The sequence below is a fragment of the Roseateles sp. GW821-FHT09H10 genome (genome assembly GCF_059415865.1).
On record NZ_JBWKOB010000002.1, the window covers coordinates 903,670 to 919,574 of the forward strand.

At 72.2% G+C, this 15,905-nt stretch carries 18 protein-coding genes; 13 read left to right on the plus strand and 5 right to left on the minus strand.

Annotated features, from left to right (window positions below):
* Window positions 1-63: 63 nt before the first annotated feature.
* The 5 genes from AC07OY_RS12125 to AC07OY_RS12145 form a co-directional block, all read right to left on the minus strand.
* Window positions 64-771: a hypothetical protein gene (locus AC07OY_RS12125; protein ID WP_495042829.1), complete on the minus strand. Its 708-nt coding sequence runs from the start codon at window positions 769-771 to the stop codon at window positions 64-66.
* A gap of 158 nt (window positions 772-929) precedes the next feature.
* On the minus strand, window positions 930-1,625 hold the full coding sequence (locus AC07OY_RS12130; RefSeq protein ID WP_495042830.1) for a DUF6683 family protein: 696 nt from the start codon (window positions 1,623-1,625) through the stop codon (window positions 930-932).
* Window positions 1,622-2,260 carry a GNAT family N-acetyltransferase gene (locus AC07OY_RS12135; RefSeq protein ID WP_495042831.1) on the minus strand — a complete coding sequence of 213 codons (639 nt, stop codon included), beginning with the start codon at window positions 2,258-2,260 and terminating at the stop codon, window positions 1,622-1,624. The genes AC07OY_RS12130 and AC07OY_RS12135 overlap by 4 nt, the downstream gene beginning before the upstream one ends.
* Window positions 2,257-2,550 carry a FliO/MopB family protein gene (locus AC07OY_RS12140; protein ID WP_495042832.1) on the minus strand — a complete coding sequence of 98 codons (294 nt, stop codon included), beginning with the start codon at window positions 2,548-2,550 and terminating at the stop codon, window positions 2,257-2,259. Before AC07OY_RS12140 ends, AC07OY_RS12135 begins: the two co-directional genes overlap by 4 nt.
* 3 nt (window positions 2,551-2,553) lie before the next feature.
* On the minus strand, window positions 2,554-3,762 hold the full coding sequence (locus AC07OY_RS12145) for an EscU/YscU/HrcU family type III secretion system export apparatus switch protein (RefSeq protein ID WP_495042833.1): 1,209 nt from the start codon (window positions 3,760-3,762) through the stop codon (window positions 2,554-2,556).
* 312 nt (window positions 3,763-4,074) lie between these two features.
* Here AC07OY_RS12145 and AC07OY_RS12150 point away from each other — a divergent pair, with 312 nt between their 5' ends.
* From AC07OY_RS12150 to AC07OY_RS12210, 13 genes are all read left to right on the plus strand, one after another.
* Window positions 4,075-4,827 (plus strand): lytic transglycosylase domain-containing protein, encoded by a 753-nt coding sequence (locus AC07OY_RS12150; protein ID WP_495042834.1) that lies wholly within the window; start codon window positions 4,075-4,077, stop codon window positions 4,825-4,827.
* Window positions 4,824-6,800, plus strand: a complete 1,977-nt coding sequence (locus tag AC07OY_RS12155) for an FHIPEP family type III secretion protein (protein ID WP_495042835.1) — start codon at window positions 4,824-4,826, stop codon at window positions 6,798-6,800. The genes AC07OY_RS12150 and AC07OY_RS12155 overlap by 4 nt, the downstream gene beginning before the upstream one ends.
* Window positions 6,797-8,614 (plus strand): type III secretion system outer membrane ring subunit SctC, encoded by a 1,818-nt coding sequence (gene sctC / locus AC07OY_RS12160; protein ID WP_495042836.1) that lies wholly within the window; start codon window positions 6,797-6,799, stop codon window positions 8,612-8,614. Before AC07OY_RS12155 ends, sctC begins: the two co-directional genes overlap by 4 nt.
* A complete protein-coding gene (locus tag AC07OY_RS12165; protein ID WP_495042837.1) occupies window positions 8,611-9,597 on the plus strand; it encodes a SctD/MshK family protein in 987 nt (328 codons plus the stop codon). The genes sctC and AC07OY_RS12165 overlap by 4 nt, the downstream gene beginning before the upstream one ends.
* Window positions 9,598-9,632: 35 nt before the next feature.
* Complete coding sequence (locus AC07OY_RS12170) at window positions 9,633-9,935, plus strand: hypothetical protein (RefSeq protein WP_495042838.1); 303 nt, start codon at window positions 9,633-9,635, stop codon at window positions 9,933-9,935.
* Window positions 9,932-10,324 (plus strand): hypothetical protein, encoded by a 393-nt coding sequence (locus AC07OY_RS12175; protein WP_495042839.1) that lies wholly within the window; start codon window positions 9,932-9,934, stop codon window positions 10,322-10,324. The genes AC07OY_RS12170 and AC07OY_RS12175 overlap by 4 nt, the downstream gene beginning before the upstream one ends.
* A gap of 181 nt (window positions 10,325-10,505) precedes the next feature.
* Window positions 10,506-11,237 carry a type III secretion system inner membrane ring lipoprotein SctJ gene (sctJ, locus tag AC07OY_RS12180; RefSeq protein ID WP_495042840.1) on the plus strand — a complete coding sequence of 244 codons (732 nt, stop codon included), beginning with the start codon at window positions 10,506-10,508 and terminating at the stop codon, window positions 11,235-11,237.
* A complete protein-coding gene (locus AC07OY_RS12185; protein WP_495042841.1) occupies window positions 11,230-11,745 on the plus strand; it encodes a hypothetical protein in 516 nt (171 codons plus the stop codon). The genes sctJ and AC07OY_RS12185 overlap by 8 nt, the downstream gene beginning before the upstream one ends.
* A gap of 73 nt (window positions 11,746-11,818) precedes the next feature.
* Window positions 11,819-12,457, plus strand: a complete 639-nt coding sequence (locus tag AC07OY_RS12190) for a FliH/SctL family protein (protein ID WP_495042842.1) — start codon at window positions 11,819-11,821, stop codon at window positions 12,455-12,457.
* Window positions 12,454-13,782, plus strand: coding sequence for a FliI/YscN family ATPase (locus AC07OY_RS12195; protein ID WP_495042843.1), 1,329 nt, complete (start codon window positions 12,454-12,456; stop codon window positions 13,780-13,782). The genes AC07OY_RS12190 and AC07OY_RS12195 overlap by 4 nt, the downstream gene beginning before the upstream one ends.
* Window positions 13,783-13,927: 145 nt before the next feature.
* Window positions 13,928-14,398, plus strand: a complete 471-nt coding sequence (locus tag AC07OY_RS12200; protein WP_495042844.1) for a hypothetical protein — start codon at window positions 13,928-13,930, stop codon at window positions 14,396-14,398.
* Between the two features lie 7 nt (window positions 14,399-14,405).
* Window positions 14,406-14,990, plus strand: coding sequence for a hypothetical protein (locus AC07OY_RS12205; RefSeq protein ID WP_495042845.1), 585 nt, complete (start codon window positions 14,406-14,408; stop codon window positions 14,988-14,990).
* On the plus strand, window positions 14,987-15,874 hold the full coding sequence (locus AC07OY_RS12210; RefSeq protein WP_495042846.1) for a hypothetical protein: 888 nt from the start codon (window positions 14,987-14,989) through the stop codon (window positions 15,872-15,874). The genes AC07OY_RS12205 and AC07OY_RS12210 overlap by 4 nt, the downstream gene beginning before the upstream one ends.
* Window positions 15,875-15,905: the final 31 nt, after the last annotated feature.

Consider the following 15,905-nt stretch of genomic DNA (forward strand, 5'->3'; position numbering starts at 1 on the left):
TGCAAAAGGGAGGGGCGAACGCCCCTCCTTTCGTAGCCGCGAGTTGTGGTCGCGACGATGGGCTTACTGCTTGCGGGCCATCGTGCCCAGCGCTTCGCCCAGACCCTTCAGCGCCGTCGTGAAGACGCTGTTCAGGTAGTTGTATTCCTGGCTCGTGGCCTGGAATTGCGTCATCAGCTTGTTGAACTCGTCGGCCTGCTTGGCCTGCTCTTCGGAGCCGTTCTTGGCCTTGGCCTTGGCGGCGGAGGCGTCATTGATCTGTTGCGACAGATTGACCATCTCCTTGGCCTTGTTGCCCAGGGCTTGGCCCATCACCGAGGCGATGGCCTGCAGCCAGCCGCCGCCGCTGGGCTTGCTGCCCTTGGTGCTGCCGCCGCCTTGCGAGCGCAGCTGGTCCAGCACGCCTTGCACGATCTGGTTGGCGAAGTCGTTTTCCCACTGCTTGATGGCGCCGCCGAAGTTCTGCTGGGCTGCGCCCTGCGCTTCGTGCGAGACGCCTTGCTGGCTTTGCTGCAGCAGGCCGGCGATGGCCTTGCTGATGGTGCCCTTGACTTCCTCGCCCAGGAACTTGGGCATGCCGTGTTCCTTGACCAGGGTGTCGACGGCGCTGTTGGCGCCGTTGCCGATGGCTTGCTGCAGCATGCCGCCGATGGCCTGGCCGATCATGGCGCCCAGCGGGCCGCCGAAGATGCCGCCGACGATGCCACCGATGGCGCCCAGGATGCCACCCGAGCCACCGCCGCCGAAAACGCTGCTAACTGCTGATCCCATGTCGATCTCCAAAAGTTTGGGTTTCGCGGCAGACCCTGCCGCGTTGATGTGTGAATTTCGGAGCATCTGAATCCGGTGGCGACTGAAGAAACACCGGCTTCGCTGCGTGTCTTGTCGACAAGGTTTGGGACCAAACTCTGCGGCGCTGACGGATGTGATTAAACGGGGCCGGGCCCTGGCTGCCTATATGCGGCTGCTCCTATTTCGGCGCCAACCACGCTAGGGTTGGCCGCAGTCGAGGCATCCAGGTTGCGCAGCACGGCGCACAGCGCCGCCAGGTCCAGGCCCAGCTGCGCACGCAGGCTGTTGCGGGCCATCCAGGTGGCCGATTCCTGCTGCGCCTTGCCCTGGCGGCTGGCCTGCACCGTCCATTCGCCCAGGGCCACCGTCAGCACGGCGAAGCGCTCGAAGGCATCCTGGCGCTGCGCCAGCGGCACGTCGTCCCAGGGCAGCTCGTCGATGACCCAGGCCTTGACCCATTGCGTGATGGCCTGCCAGCGCTGCGGCGTCAGGGCCTCGTGGTCGAAGGCCTGGCGGCATGCGCCCAGATAGGCCGCCAGGGCCGCGCCCAGGTCGTCCTCGGCGCGCCCCGAAGCCAGCTGGTTGCGGTAGTGCTGCAGGCAGTGCGTCACCAGGCCGGACTGCGCCGCGCTGCCCAGCATCTCGCGCAGTGCCGCGCCCGCCGCGGCGGGTTCGGCGACACGCGAGGGCAGGCGCCAGCGCGTGGCGCCGGCCTCGCGCGCCGAGTCCGTATCGGCCAGCGGGGCGTGCGCGAGCCGGGACTGCTCCAGCGCTTGCGCCAGGCGCTGGCCGAGGGCGGTTTGCCAGGAGTTGGAAGTTGCGGTGTGGGTCATGGCGGGGCGGGGGTTGAAGGCCGCGTGGCGCGCCGCGTCTGGCGCAGGCGTTCACGGCGGCCGAGGGTCCGGACGGCCGACCAGGTCGGCGCGTCCAGGGCGTGGTAGTCGGAGGGCTGTCCCTCGTAGAGCGCGCGGGCCCGGCGCGTGAAGCCGAGGGCCTCCAGGCAGACGCGGGCGCCGCGGTTGTCGGGGTGGCAGATGCCCCAGACGGTCGGCAGGGCCAGCGTCTCGAAGGCATGGCGCAGCAGCACCTCGCCGCCGCTGAGGCTCAGGCCGCTGCCCCAGTGCTCGGGCTTCAGGCGGCTGCCGAGCTCGGCGTCGCCCGCCCGCATGCCGAAGGCCGCGGTGTCGGGACCTGGCTGCACCGGCATCAGGCTGAACCAGCCGGCAAACGCCGCGCCACCTTGCAGCGGCACGTCGCAGCGCCAGATGCCCAGGCCGGGATGAAGCCGATAGAAGCTCTCCAGGCAGCGCGCGAAGTCCCAGGCCCAGACGGCCTCGTGCAGGGGCTGCTCGTCGGGCAGCAGGGCGCGCACGCGCGCATCGGCATGCAGGCCCTGGATGTCGGCCGCATCGGCGGCGACGAACTCGCGCAGCAGCAGCCGCTCGCAGCGGTGGGCGAAGACCGTCATGGCGCGTTCTCCGGCGGGTGGCCGTCGCGCGGCCAGCGCGCCAGCACGCTGATGCCGCCCGCCGTGACGCCCAGCATCCAGCGCTCGCCGGCATGGTCCAGCAGCACGACGCGCTCGCGCGCGCCGACCGGCAGGGCGCGCACGAAGCGCAGGGCGTCGGCATCGGCCACCGGGCCTCGGCCGCCGAGGTTCTGCAGGCGGTGCCAGCCGCGGATCAGCACCCAGGCCAGCAGCAGCACGAAGGCCAGGGCGACGACGGTGCTGGCGAGGTTGAGCAACAGGTCTTGCATGCGTCAGGCGGACACCACGCGGGGGTCCAGGTCAGGATGTCGGGTCAGGTCTTCACCGGGCGCCGGCCGCGCGCGCGGCGGCTCGGCGGGCACCTCGTCGCGGCGATGCGGGTCGGCGCGGGCGGCCTCCCACTTCAGCTGCTCGCGCACGCCCTCGGCCCAGACGATGACCTCGGCCAGCACGTCGAAGAGGTCGGGCGGGATGACCTCGCCCTCCTCGCAGCGCGCCAGCAGCTCGCGGGCCAGCGGCACATTGCGCACGATGGGCACGCCGGCTTCCTCGGCGGCCTCGCGCATGGCGCGGGCGACATGGTCCTCGCCCTTGGCGCTGACGGTGGGCACCGGGCAGCGGCCGGGCTCGAAATCGATGGCGATGGCGACGTGCGTCGGGTTGACCACCAGGGCATTGGCACCGCGCGCCGCGGCCTGCTGGTTGCGCTGGCTCCACTCGGCATGGGCCTGCTTGCGCTGCTGCTTGAGCAGCGGGTCGCCCTCGCTCTCCTTCATCTCCTGCTTGATGTCGCGCATGCTCATGCGCAGCTTCTTGCTGAAGCGGTGCTTGGTCCACACCGTGTCGAGGAAGGCCACGCCGAAGAACACCCCCGCCGTCCAGGCCAGCACCTTGACCGTGCCCTCCCAGACCAGGCCGCCGAGGTGCTGGGCCGGCCTGTCGACATCCAGGGCCAGCCGCATCGCATCCGGCAGCAGCGTGCGCGCGACGGCCCAGCCAATGGCGAGCAGCAGGGCCGTCTTCAGGATGCCCTTGATCAGCTCGACCAGGTTGTCCAGCGAGAACATGCGCTTGAGGCCGTCCGCCGGGTTGAGGTGCTCCAGCTTGGGCGCGACCTTCTCGAAGGCCAGCACCGGGCCGGCCTGCAGGAACTCCACCAGCGTGCCCAGCACCGCCACCGGGATGACGAGCAGGGCCACCAGCAGCAGGGCCAGCTCGACGCTCTGCCAGCCCAGCAGGGCCGCCACATGGCCGAAGCCCTCCGCACGCCAGCCGGCTGACACGCGCGCGAACAGCGCCTCGCACAGGGCCGCGACGCGCTCGCAACCCAGGCGCAGGCACAGGGCGCCCATGACCAGCCAGACCAGCAGCGTCGCCGTGCTGGTCAGCTCCTTGCCCTTGGCGATGTCGCCCTTCTTGCGGGCGTCCTGCAGGCGCTTCTGCGTGGGTTGTTCGGTCTTGTCGCCGCTGTCGTCGGCCATGGGTCCCTAACACCTATTTCTAGGGGGTGCAAACGGGGTTTGTGAAAACTTGTTTTCAGGCCAGACCTACTTTTAGGGGGCCCCCTAACCCTGTTGTCCACAGGGGGACTGTCAGGGCGGGACCGAACGATGCCCGGTCTCAGATTGCGGCGGTGCACCAGATGTTTCCACGCGTAAACGTGGGGGGCACCCAACTCCATACAAAGGAGCAATGTCTACGGGTCAGTCAGTTACGTCTGCTTGCAAGGGTCAACAAGGCGCCAGGCCTTGCCCCCATAGTCCGCCCGGTCCGAAAACCAGGGAAGACAAAACGTGTCCGCAATCCGAGGGCTATGTCAGGTCATTGCGACGGCGTCGTTAGGCGCCGGCGTGGTGGTCGCGCAGGCCGCGCCCGGCTGCCGGACCCAGGGCGCCGAAACCCTGCTGGACGCCGCGCCGGCCGCCAGTGCCAGCGGCTTCGCCCTCACCGAGAAGCTCTGCCTGGCCACGCTGGTCAGGAGCCGCCAGGCGCCGGCGAACCTGCCCGAGCCGGTGCGGATCGAGACCCCGCCCGTCCTGGCGCCGCCACGGCCGGAACCGGCGCCGCTGCCGCGGACCGCGCCCGCCGCCTCGCCATCGCGCGCCGACGGTGCCGGCCAGGCGCGCATCCGGGCGCTGGCGCCGCTGATGGCCGAGGTGGCCCAGCGCCATGACATCGACCCGCTGCTGCTGCATGCCCTGGCCCATATCGAGTCGCGCCACCAGGCCCAGGCCATCTCGCCGGCCGGCGCGCGTGGCCTGATGCAGGTCATGCCCGCCACGGGCCGCGGTCTCGGCGTGGCCGATGCGGAGCGCCAGCTGCTGACGCCGCAGGCCAATCTCGAGGCCTCGGCCAGGTATCTGAAGCAGCTGCAGGCCCGCTTCGGCAACGACTTGGCGCTGGTGCTGGCGGCCTACAACGCCGGCGAGGGCGCCGTCGAGCGGCATGGCCGGCGCGTGCCGCCCTTCGCCGAGACCCAGGCCTATGTGCGCAATGTGATGGCCGTCTATGCCGAACTGCGCCGCCGCTTTGGAGTGATTGCATGAGCACCCGCGACGGCCTCTCCGGCTACTTCGCCGCCAGCGACCGGCCGCGCGAAGGCCTGATCGCCCGCTTCAGCGACCTCTTCCTGGTCGCCGGCATCGTCGCCATCGTGGCCCTGATGGTGCTGCCGCTGCCGCTGTGGCTGATCGACCTGCTGGTGGCCGTCAACATCGCCTCCGGCCTGGTGCTGATTCTGATCGCCATCTACGTGACCGGGCCGCTGGAGTTCTCGGTCTTCCCCAGCGTGCTGCTGATGACGACGCTGTTCCGCCTGGCCCTGTCCATCGCGACGACGCGCATGATCCTGCTGCATGCCGACGGCGGCCACATCATCGCCACCTTCGGCAAGATGGTGGCGGGCGGCAACCTGGTGGTGGGCCTGGTGGTCTTCCTCATCATCACGGTGGTGCAGTTCATCGTCATCGCCAAGGGCGCCGAGCGCGTGGCCGAGGTGGCGGCGCGCTTCTCGCTGGACGCGATGCCGGGCAAGCAGCTCTCCATCGATTCCGACCTGCGCTCCGGCCTCATCGACAAGGACGAGGCCAAGCGCCGCCGCCGCACGCTGGAGCTGGAAAGCAAGCTGCACGGCAGCCTCGACGGCGCGATGAAGTTCGTCAAGGGCGACGCCATCGCCGGCATCGTCATCATCCTCATCAACCTGCTCGGCGGCCTGGCCATCGGCGTGCTGCAGCAGGACCTGAGCATGGGCGACGCGGTGCACCGCTACTCCATCCTGACCATCGGCGAGGGCATGGTGGCGCAGATCCCGGCCCTGCTCGGCGCGATGGCCGCCGGCCTGCTGGTGACGCGCACCAACGACGACGAGAACGACCGCCACCTCGGCGACGCCATCCGCAAGCAGCTCGGCGCCAAGCCGCGCGTGCACCTGATGGCCGCCGGCATCTGCCTGCTGCTGGCCACGGTGCCGGGCTTTCCGCCGCTGGTGTTCGGCCTGCTGGCCCTCGTCTTCGGCGCGGCCGGCGTGCTGCTGCTGCCCAAGGGCCGCGACTGGCTGACCCAGCACATGCCGCAGTTCGGTGCCAGGCGCAGCAAGCCCGAGCCCGCGGCGTTCAAGACCGCCCAGCCGCGCGTGCGGCCCTCGGTGCCGCTGCTGCTGGAGCTGCCCCAGCCCCTGCTGGCCGACGGCGGCCTGGCCGTCACGCGGGCCGTCGAGTCCATGCTGGACGAGCTGCAGCTCGACCAGGGCCTGCCGCTGCCGCGCGTGGCCCTGCATGGCCGGCTGGGCCGCAACGGCTGGCGCCTGCTGGCCCACGAGGTGCCGCTGGCCGAGGGCGATCAGGCCGTTGATGCGCAGGCGCTCGCCGCGCAGGTGCACCAGGCCCTGCGCCGCAATGCCAGCCTCTTCATCGGCATCCAGGAGACCAGCGAACTGCTGACCCGCGCCCAGGCCGAGCTGGCCGACGTGGTGAAGGAAGTGCTGCGCGCCCTGCCGGTGCAGAAGGTCACCGAGGTGCTGCGCCGCCTCGCCGCCGAGGAGGTCTCCATCCGCAATCTGCGCGACATCCTCGAAGCCCTGGCCGATGCCAGCCAGCGCGAGAAGGATGTGCAGGCCCTGACGGAGATGACGCGCATCGCGCTGCGCCGCCAGACCCACCACCGCATCTGCCCCAGCGGCGAACTGCAGGCCCTGCTGCTGTCGCCCGAGCTCGAGGCGCTGCTGCGCCAGAACCTGCATGTCAGCGGCGGCGTGACCCAGCTCGCCATCGCGCCCGACGCGGCCCGCCAGTTCGCCGCCGAGGTGCAGGCCCAGGTCGAGGCGCTGCGCCCGCAGGCCCTGGTCTGCGCCGTCGACCTGCGCTGGCATCTGCGCAAGCTCATCGAGAACGAGTGCTTCGACACGCCGGTGCTGTCCTTCCACGAACTGCTGCCCACGCTGCGGCTGACGCCGCTGCACCACCTGCCTCCCCCACGAATCGACGCACCTGCTCCGCAGGCCGCCCTGCTCGCCGCATGACCTCCCACCTCAAGATCGCGGCAGCCACCACGCTGCTGCTGGCCCAAGCTCTGCCTCTTTCGGCCGCACCGCTGCCGGAAGGCCTGCGCGCCGTGAAGCTGGAAGCCCGCGACCAGCCCATCGAGCAGTTCCTGCAGGGCCTGTTCTCGGGCAGCGACATCCCCGTCGTCACCAGCGGCGTGCAGGGCCAGGTCAACGGCCGCTTCGAGGGCACGCCCCCGAAGCTGCTGCGCGACCTGAGCCGCGCCTACAACCTGCTGAGCTATTACGACGGCGGCGTGCTCTACATCGCGCCGGCCGGCGAGACGCAGACGCGCAGCTATCTGCTGACGCCCGCCGTGGCCTCGCAGGTGCAGCGCGCCGCCCAGGCCCTGCAGCTGCCCGATGCGCGCAACACGCTGAAGTTCAGCGACGACGGCGCCCTGCTGGCCGTAGGCGCCAAGCGCTTCGTGCAGCAGGTGGACGAGCTGGTGCGCCAGGTGCGGCCCGGCACGGCCGCCGCGGCCATGCGCGCCTGGGCGCCCCAGCAGCAGCAGCCCCTGCCCGACTACCGCATCTTCTACCTGCGCTATGCCTGGGCCCAGGACGTGCCGATGAGCTTCGGCGGCCAGCAGACAACGCTGCCCGGCGTGGCCAGCATCCTGCGCTCGCTGGTGGGCCAGCCGAACAAGGCCCGCGCCGTGGTCGCCAGCGACCCCGCGCGCGCCCAGGGCAGCCAGCGCGTGCGAGGCAGCGCCGCCGCGCGCAACACCACCACGCTGGGCCTGGTCGACGAAGCGGCGCCGCGCGGCACCGACACCCTGGTCGCCGCGCTCACGCAGGTCGGCTACGGCCAGGCCGGCGTTGAAGCTATGGAACCGCCGGCACCGCCCGACTTCGCGCCGCGCATCGAGGCCGACCCGCGCCTGAACGCCATCATCGTGCGCGACCTGCCCGAGCGGCTGGACCGCTATGCCGCGCTGATCAAGTCGCTGGACGTCGAGCCCCAGTCGCTGGAGATCGAGGCCACCATCATCGACATCAACACCGACCGCATGCGCGAGCTCGGCATCAACTGGCGCTACAACCACGGCCTCAACAGCCTGATGTTCGGCAACGGCACGGCCAGCGACAACCGCCTCAACGGCAAGGTCGACCCGACGCCCGTCAACAAGGGCGGCGTCATCTCCGCCGTCATCGGCGACCGCTTCCCCTTCGTGGCTCGCATCACCGCTCTGCAGAGCGACGGCGCGGCCAAGGTCGTCAGCAGCCCGCAGGTCGTGACGCTGTCCAACGTCGAGGCGGTGTTCGACAACAGCTCGACCTATTACGTGCGCGTCGCCGGACGCGAGGACGTCGACCTCTTCAACGTCACCGCCGGCACGCGGCTGCGCGTCACGCCCCATGTGTTCAAGGAAGGCAACGACGCTGACGGCGCGGCGCGCATCAAGCTGCTGGTGCAGATCGAGGACGGCGGCCTGACCGGCCAGACGGTGGACCAGCTGCCCATCGTCGAGCGCTCGGGCATCAACACCCAGGCCCTGATCTCCGAGGGCGAGAGCCTGCTGATCGGCGGCATGGTGCGCGACAGCTCGACGGCCGGCGTCGACAAGGTGCCGGTGCTGGGCGACATCCCGCTGCTGGGCAATCTCTTCAAGACCCAGCGCAAGGGCGGCCAGCGCATCGAACGCATGTTCCTCATCACGCCGCGCCTGGCCAGCAGCCGGGCCGCCGCCGACGTGATGGAGAAGGCCCGCCAACCTCTCGTGAATCCCGCCAATCCCGCTGCTCCGGCCGGCTCGGCGGGCGGCGACAGCGCAGGAGCCGCCCCATGAAGTCCCATCTTCCCGCCGTCCTGCTGGAGCTGCGCGTGCTGTCGGGCCGCCAGGCCGGCGCGCGCGCCCGGCTGGACCCGCAGCACGACCTGCTGGTCTGCGGCGTGAATGCCGCCAACCAGGCCGACACCCAGTTCGCCGACATCCTGCTGGCCAGCGATGTGGACTTCCAGCTGCGCATCGTCCCCCTCGACGCGGGCCGCGTCGGCCTGCAGCTGGTGGCGGGCGTGGCGGTGCTGGCGGAGCAGCCGCTGATGCCGGGCACCACCGTGCACGCCTGGGCACCGGGCCAGTCCCTGCAGCTGGGCGACACCCTGGTGGCCTATGGCCCGGCCGACCAGGACTACTGGCCCGAGCCCGTGATGCATGACGATCCCGAGGTGGCCACGGCCCCGCGCCCCACGATGGCTGCGCCCACGCCGCGTCCCGTGCTCGAAGGCGTGCTGACGGCCCTGGGCCTGGTCATGGTCATCGGCGGCGCGGCCGTCGCCTGGAACGGCGGCACGCTGCGCGAAGCCGGCCAGGTGGTGGCCAAGGTCGTGCCGCCCGCCCAGGCGGCAGCACCCACGGCGGCGCCCGATCCGCTGGCCAGCGCCGTCGAGGTCTTCCGCCTCTACGGCATCGCCGCCCAGGCCAGCTGGTCGCCCGAGGGCGAGCTGGTGATGCGCACCCAGGAACGCGACGCCGCCAAGGTGCAGGCCGCCGCCGCCGCGGCCAAGCGCGACATCGCCCGGCTGCCAGCCCTGCGCCTGGACAACCGGCCACCCGTGGCCACGGCGGCGGCGCCCGCCCCGGCGCCGGACGACCCGGCCAAGCGCCTGGTCGCCGTCGTCGACAACGCCGACAGCCCCTACTTCATCACCGCCGATGGCAGCCGCTACTTCAGCGGCGCCCTGCTGCCCAGCGGACACCGCGTCGTGCAGATCGCCGAGCGCGCCGTCATCGTCGAACGCGACGGCGAGCGCACGCGGCTGACGCTCTGAACCCTCTTCACCAACCCTCCACCAAGGAGACTCCCATGTCCAACACCCTTCTCAACACCCTGGCCGCAGCCCCCGTCACCGGCAGCACGGGTGGCAAGACCAATGGCAGCGGTGGTTCCTGGTTCGAAGCCATGGCCGACGCCTGGGGCAAGGCCCTGGACAAGCAGGCCGGCGACATCGAGACCGCCTCCAACGCGATGAACAACGGCGGCGACACGCCCAGCGCCGTGACCGAGCTGACCGCCATGTCGCTGAAGATGAGCTTCCTGGCCAGCAGCTCGCACACCGCCGTGTCGACGGTGGGTTCCGCCCTCGAAACCATGGCGCGCAAGCAGTGACACCCGGCCTCGCCAGTGCCGCCCCGGTGGCGGACATCCAGCTCGGCGCCGGCGCCTCGCTGTCCAGCCTCGGCACGCTCGCGCCGACGGCCGACGTGGCGGGCTTCGAGCGCGCCATGGCCGGCGCGGTGCAGCGCCTGGGCGCCACCGAGTCGCCCGCCCAGGCCATGCAGCGCCTCGTCCAGCCGCTGGAGCACATCAACGCCGAGGCCGCCTCGCTGGGCCGCGACGCCCGCACGGCGGCCGCCTCGGGCCAGGAACTGACGCCGGGCGAACTCGTCAACCTGACGGTGCGCTGCCAGGAGTTCATGTTCCATTGCCAGCTGACGTCCAACATCGCCAACCGGACGTCGGACGGCCTGCAACAGCTCTTCAGGCAACAGTCATGACGAGCCCCTCGCCCGGTCCCGCACTGCTGAACGCAGGCGCGCCCCGTCGGTCCCCCGAGGGGACGGCGATGCACGCGGCATCAAGCCGCGCGCACATCGCCATGACGGGCCGGCTTGGGAGCGGCCCGGCGCTCGGCCCGCGAAGGCACCACGGCAGCCACGAAAGCTGAATGGACAACCCATGAGAGTCACCCAGCGCCTTATGCCTCTCGCCCTGGCCGCCTTGCTCGCCGCCTGCGGCGAACAGACCCTCTATGCCAAGCTCGACGAGCGCCAGGCCAACGACATGGTCTCGGCGCTGCGCCTGGCCGGCGTGCCGGCACAGAAGCATGCGAAGGAGGACGGCTTCGAGGTGCTGACCGCCGAGGCCGACTTCGCCCGCGCCGTGCAGATCCTCAAGGCCCAGGGCCTGCCACGCGAGGACTACGACAGCCTGGGCAAGGTCTTCAAGCGCGAGGGCTTCGTGTCCACGCCCGTCGAGGAGCGCGCCCGCCTCATGCATGCACTGTCGCAGGAGCTGTCGCACACGCTGACCAGCATCGACGGCGTGCTGCAGGCCCGCGTGACTCTGGTCGTGCCCGAGCGCCATCCGCTGTCCGACAAGGTCCAGCCCTCGTCGGCCTCGGTCATGATCAAGCACCGCCCGGGCTTCGACGTCGAGGCCGTGCTGCCCAAGGTGCGCGCCCTGGTCGTCAACAGCGTCGAGGGCCTGCCCTACGAGAGCGTCTCGGTCGTCGCCTTCGCGGCCGAACCCACGCCGGCCGTCACACCACCGCCGGTGGCCCAGGCCAGCGTGCCGCTGGTACTGGCCATCACGCTGGGCTCAGCCAGCCTCGGCGCCGCGGGCCTGCTCGCCTGGCGCCGGCGCCGCGCCACCGCCCAGCTCGCGCTGGAAGGAGGCGGCCATGGCTGAGCGCGCCCTGCGCGCCCATGTGGCGCGGCGCCTGCTCGAGGACGCGCCGGCCGAGGCCCGCTCGCTGAGCTGGACCCAGCTCGACGCCGCCCCGGCCTGGCTGGCCCTGGAGCGGGATGAACTGCTGGCCCTGGCCCGGCGCTGCGGCTCCGTGCTGGCCGCGCCGGCGCTGCGGCTGTGGATTGCCGGGCCGATGCGCGAGCTGGCGCGTGCCGCCCTGGGCGTGTCCTGGTGGCGGGCCCTGCGCAGCGCCCCCGACTGGCCCAGCCTGCCCGCGGGCCTGCCGGCGTCCTTGAGCGACTGGCCCGAGGTCACGACGCCCGAGGCCCTGAGCCAGCGCTTCACCGAGGCCGGCGCCGCCGTGCTGCTGGCCGGCCTGCCGCATGGCTCGCTGCGCCATGCCGCCAGCCGCCGCCTCGGCCCCGTCGCCGCCTGGGTCATGCCGCAGGCCACCGCCCTGGCCGTGCTGCGCGAGACCCTGGCCCTGCAGGACAAGGTGGCCGCATGAGCGCAGCGCCGGGCCGTCCCAAACAAGCTCGCTCCCCCTTGGGGGGACAGGCCGCAGGCCGAAGGGGGCTGACATGACCAACGGCTTCATGCTCTGGCATCGCGATCCCGCTGCACAGCTGGGCATCGCCTCGGACCGCCGCGTGCTGCGCGCCTCCGAGGTGCCGGCCCTGAAGGAGGCCGACCAGCTGCTGGCCGATCTGCGCGCGCTGTTCGAGCAGGAACAGGTGCGCGTCGACGCCGCCTGCGCCCGGGCGCGTGAGGAGGGCCTGCGGCAAGGCCTGGCCGATGCCGTGGACCAGTCGCGCGAGCAGCTGGCCCAGGGCCTGGCCCGGCTGACCCAGGCGCATGAGACGCAATGCCAGCGCCAGCAGCGCGACGTGGCGCGGCTGGCGCTGGAGGTGTTCCAGAAGCTGCTGGGTGCCGTACCGGCGGACGAAGGCCTGGCCCGCCTGGCCACGCAGGCGGCGCGCGAGCTGCTGCCGGCCCGCACCTGGCGGCTGCATGTGCATCCCGAGCGCATGGCCGCGCTGCGCGCCGCCCTGCTGGCCGTCGACCCCGAGGACAAGGCCGGCTTGGGGCAAGCCGAGATCGTGGCCGATGCCGAGCTGGCCGAGGGCGACTGCCGCCTGGTGACGGAGTTCGGCAGCGCCGATGCCAGCCTGGCCACGCAGGTCGATCGCCTCGCCCGGACCTGGGGGCTCAAGCCATGACCCTGAGCCTGGACGCCGAGACCGACACGCTGCGCCGCAGCCTGCAGCGCGCCCGCACGGTGGCCACGCTGGGCCGCATCGTGCAGGCGGGTGGCACGCTGATGCGCGCCACCGGCGTGCAGGCCCGCGTCGGCCAGAGCTGCCGCGTCTTCGATGCGTCGCGGCCCCAGGACGCCGGCCTGCTGGCCGAGGTCATCGGCTTCCAGGGCCATGAGGCGGTGCTGGCGCCGCTGGGCTCGCTGCAGGGCCTGCCCGTCGGCGCCGCCGTCGAGGTGCTGAACGAAGCCGCCAACCTGCCGAGCGGCAACGGCCTGCTGGGCCGCGTCATCGACGCCTTCGGCCAGCCGCTGGACGGCGGCCCACCGCTGGACCACCTGCCCCGCGTGCCCCTCTACCGCGACGCGCCGCCGCCCCTGCAGCGCCGCCCGGTGCATGAGCCACTCGTCTGCGGCGTGCGCGCCATCGACAGCCTGCTGACCGTCGGCGAGGGCCAGCGCGTCGGCATCTTCGCGATGGCCGGCGGCGGCAAGTCGACGCTGCTGGGCATGCTGGCGCGCAGCACGCGGGCGGAGGTCAATGTCATCGGCCTGATCGGCGAACGCGGCCGCGAGGTGCGCGAGTTCCTGGAGGACAGCCTCGGCCCCGAGGGCCTGGCGCGCTCCGTCGTCGTCGTCTCCACCTCGGACCGGCCGGCCCTGGAGCGCGTGCGCGCCGCCTATGCCGCCACGGCCATCGCCGAGGGCTTCCGGGCCCAGGGTGCGCGCGTCGTGCTGATGATGGACTCGGTGACCCGCTTCGCGCGCGGCCTGCGCGAAATCGGCCTGGCCGCCAACGAGCCGGCCGTGCGGCGCGGCTATCCGCCGTCGGTGTTTGCCGAGCTGCCGCGCCTGTTCGAGCGCGCCGGCAACGACGCCCATGGCTCCATCACCGGCTTCTACACGGTGCTGGCCGAGGACGAGGAGGGCAGCGATCCGGTCGCCGAGGAGGTGCGCTCCATCCTCGACGGCCATTTCGTGCTGTCGCGCGCCCTGGCCCAGGCCCAGCACTACCCGGCCATCGACGTGCTGGCCAGCGCCAGCCGCGTCTTCACGCGCGTCACGAGCCCCGAGCAGCAGCGCGATGCCGCCCATGTGCGCGCGCTGATGGCCCGGCACAAGGAGGTCGAGTTCCTGCTGCGCGTCGGCGAATACCAGGCCGGCAGCGACCCGCTGGCCGACCAGGCCATCGAACGCATGCCGCAGATCAAGGCCCTGCTGCAGCAGGCCACGCACGAGCCCAGCGACTGGGACGGCTGCCTCCAGCATCTGCGGGAGATCGTGGCATGAGCGCCGCGCCGGGCCGCCCCAAGCAAGCTCGCTCCCGCGCGGCGGGAGTGAGCCCGGACACGGGATGCCCAGTGGGCATCCCGTGCCTGGCGAACGCCTGGCCGCACTGTCGGCCAGGCAAGGCCGAAGGCCGAGGGGTGCACCCATGAACCTCAACCCCTCGGAAGGCCGCCAGTGGCTGCGGCTGCGACAGCTGCGCGTGCAGCGCGCGCGCCAGGCCCTGGCACTGGCCCAGGCCGCCGAGCACCAGGCCGCCGCCGCCGTCCAGGCCCGCGAGGCCTCTATCGCCGCCCACCGCGGCGCCATCGTCGAGCTGGCCCTGCATTGGGGCGGCCCCGGCAGCGTCCACATGCCACGCTGGTCCCACCAGGTGCGGGCCCATGGCGAAGCCCTGGCCGAGAAGCTGGAGCGCGACGAGTACGCCCTGCTCGACGAGCGCGAAACCCTGGAACAGGCCCGCGCCCAGCTCAGCCAGCGCCGTGCCGAACTCGGCCGCGCCCAGGCTCGCGAGGACGCCGTCGAAGCGACGCTCAAGGACGAGCGGGGGCGCCTGCTGCAGGCGCGCGAGCAGCAGGCCGAACTGGAAACCGAAGACGCCTGCCGTGCCCTGCATTGAGACCGCGATGAAGCTGCCGCCCCTCCTCCTGCCCCTGCTCGCGTCGCCACTGCGCGCACGCGCCCTCGCCGCGGCGTCGCTCGAGAACGAGCTGCCCGTGCCGACCCATCGCGATGCGGGCGAGCCCGACTGGCGCAGCGCCTACCAGCGCCTGCGCGAGCAGGACCTCGCCGAGCCCGAAGGCCTGCCGCCCGTCATCCCCGTGCTGGCGCGGGCCGCGCGCGAGCCGGCCCCCGAGACCGCCGAGGTTCGCGGCGTGTCCGCCACGCCCACCGTGGAGCGCCTCGAGGCGCTGCGCCAGCTCGCCGAGCCCAGCCCCTTGGCCGTTGAATCGCCGCGCGCCTGGCAGGTCGAGCTGCCGGCCAGCACCGGAGCCGCCTGGCAGCTGCGGGTCGAACAGGCCCAGCCGCAGGCGCCGCTGCATCTCGAGCTGCGTGCACCGGCCGTGCTGCAGACCCAGGCCCGCCAGCAGCTGGCCGACCTGGACAAGCGCCTGCGTGATGCCGGCCACGACGTGCTGCGCTCGCGGCTGCGGGATTCGCCGGCGCGCGCGGACAGGCGGCAGCGTCCCATCGACGAGGTGCAGCCATGAGCGGCATCAGCGCCATCCAGGCCGTGAACCCGACCGAGACCTGGCAGGCCTGGCTGCAGGCCACGAGCGAGGCCGAGGCCCAGGCCCCGGCGGAGACCCAGGCCGCACCCGAGCAGGCGCCCGTCGCCGCCCCGTCGGCCATGCCGGCGATGTCACCGCTGCGCACCGCTGCCGACACGCCGGTCGCCGTCTCGCATCAGGTGGACGCGACGTCGGCCCTGCTGCCGATGGCGCCGGTGCTGATGCAGCCGCTGCAACTGCAGCATGGGCCAGAGCTGCGCTGGCGCGTGCAGGACGCCAAGCCTTGGCGGCTGCTGTTCGACGACGCCGGCGATGAGGCGCCGACCGAGCAGGAGGCCCCACCCGATGCAGCCGCCGCCGTGTCGCCCGAGCCCATGCCGCCCTGGGCCCAGGCGCTGCTGGACCGCCTGCGCGAGGCGGCTGCCGCACCGGTCTCGGCCGCTGCCATGCGCCCCGCGCTGCAGGCCTGGCGCCTGGGCCTGCCGGTGCTGCTGGCCAGCCCCATCGGCCTGGCCAGCCTGCAGGCCAGCTCAGATGCCACGACCTGGCAATGGCGGCGCTGGACGGCGCGCTGGCGCGCCTCCCGCCCCGCGAGCACCGAGCGCTGGTGGGCCGTGCGCGTGGGCCTGGGCTCGCAAGGCCGCCCACGCACGCTGCGCGAGTTGACCGGTGCCGCCGCGCTGCCGCCCGGCCAGGTCAGCTGCGAGCTGCGCCTGGATGGCGTGGCACCGGGCATCGCGCATTGGGTCGACGTGCTGGTGCAGGCGCCGGCCAGCCCCAGCCTGCGCGCCCTGCTGGCCGCGCGACCCTCCATGACCTGGCTGTCGTGCAACCAGCCGCTGTGGCCGCGGGAGGAGACATGAGCGCCGCCCGGCCGCCCGTAGGCGCTCAGCT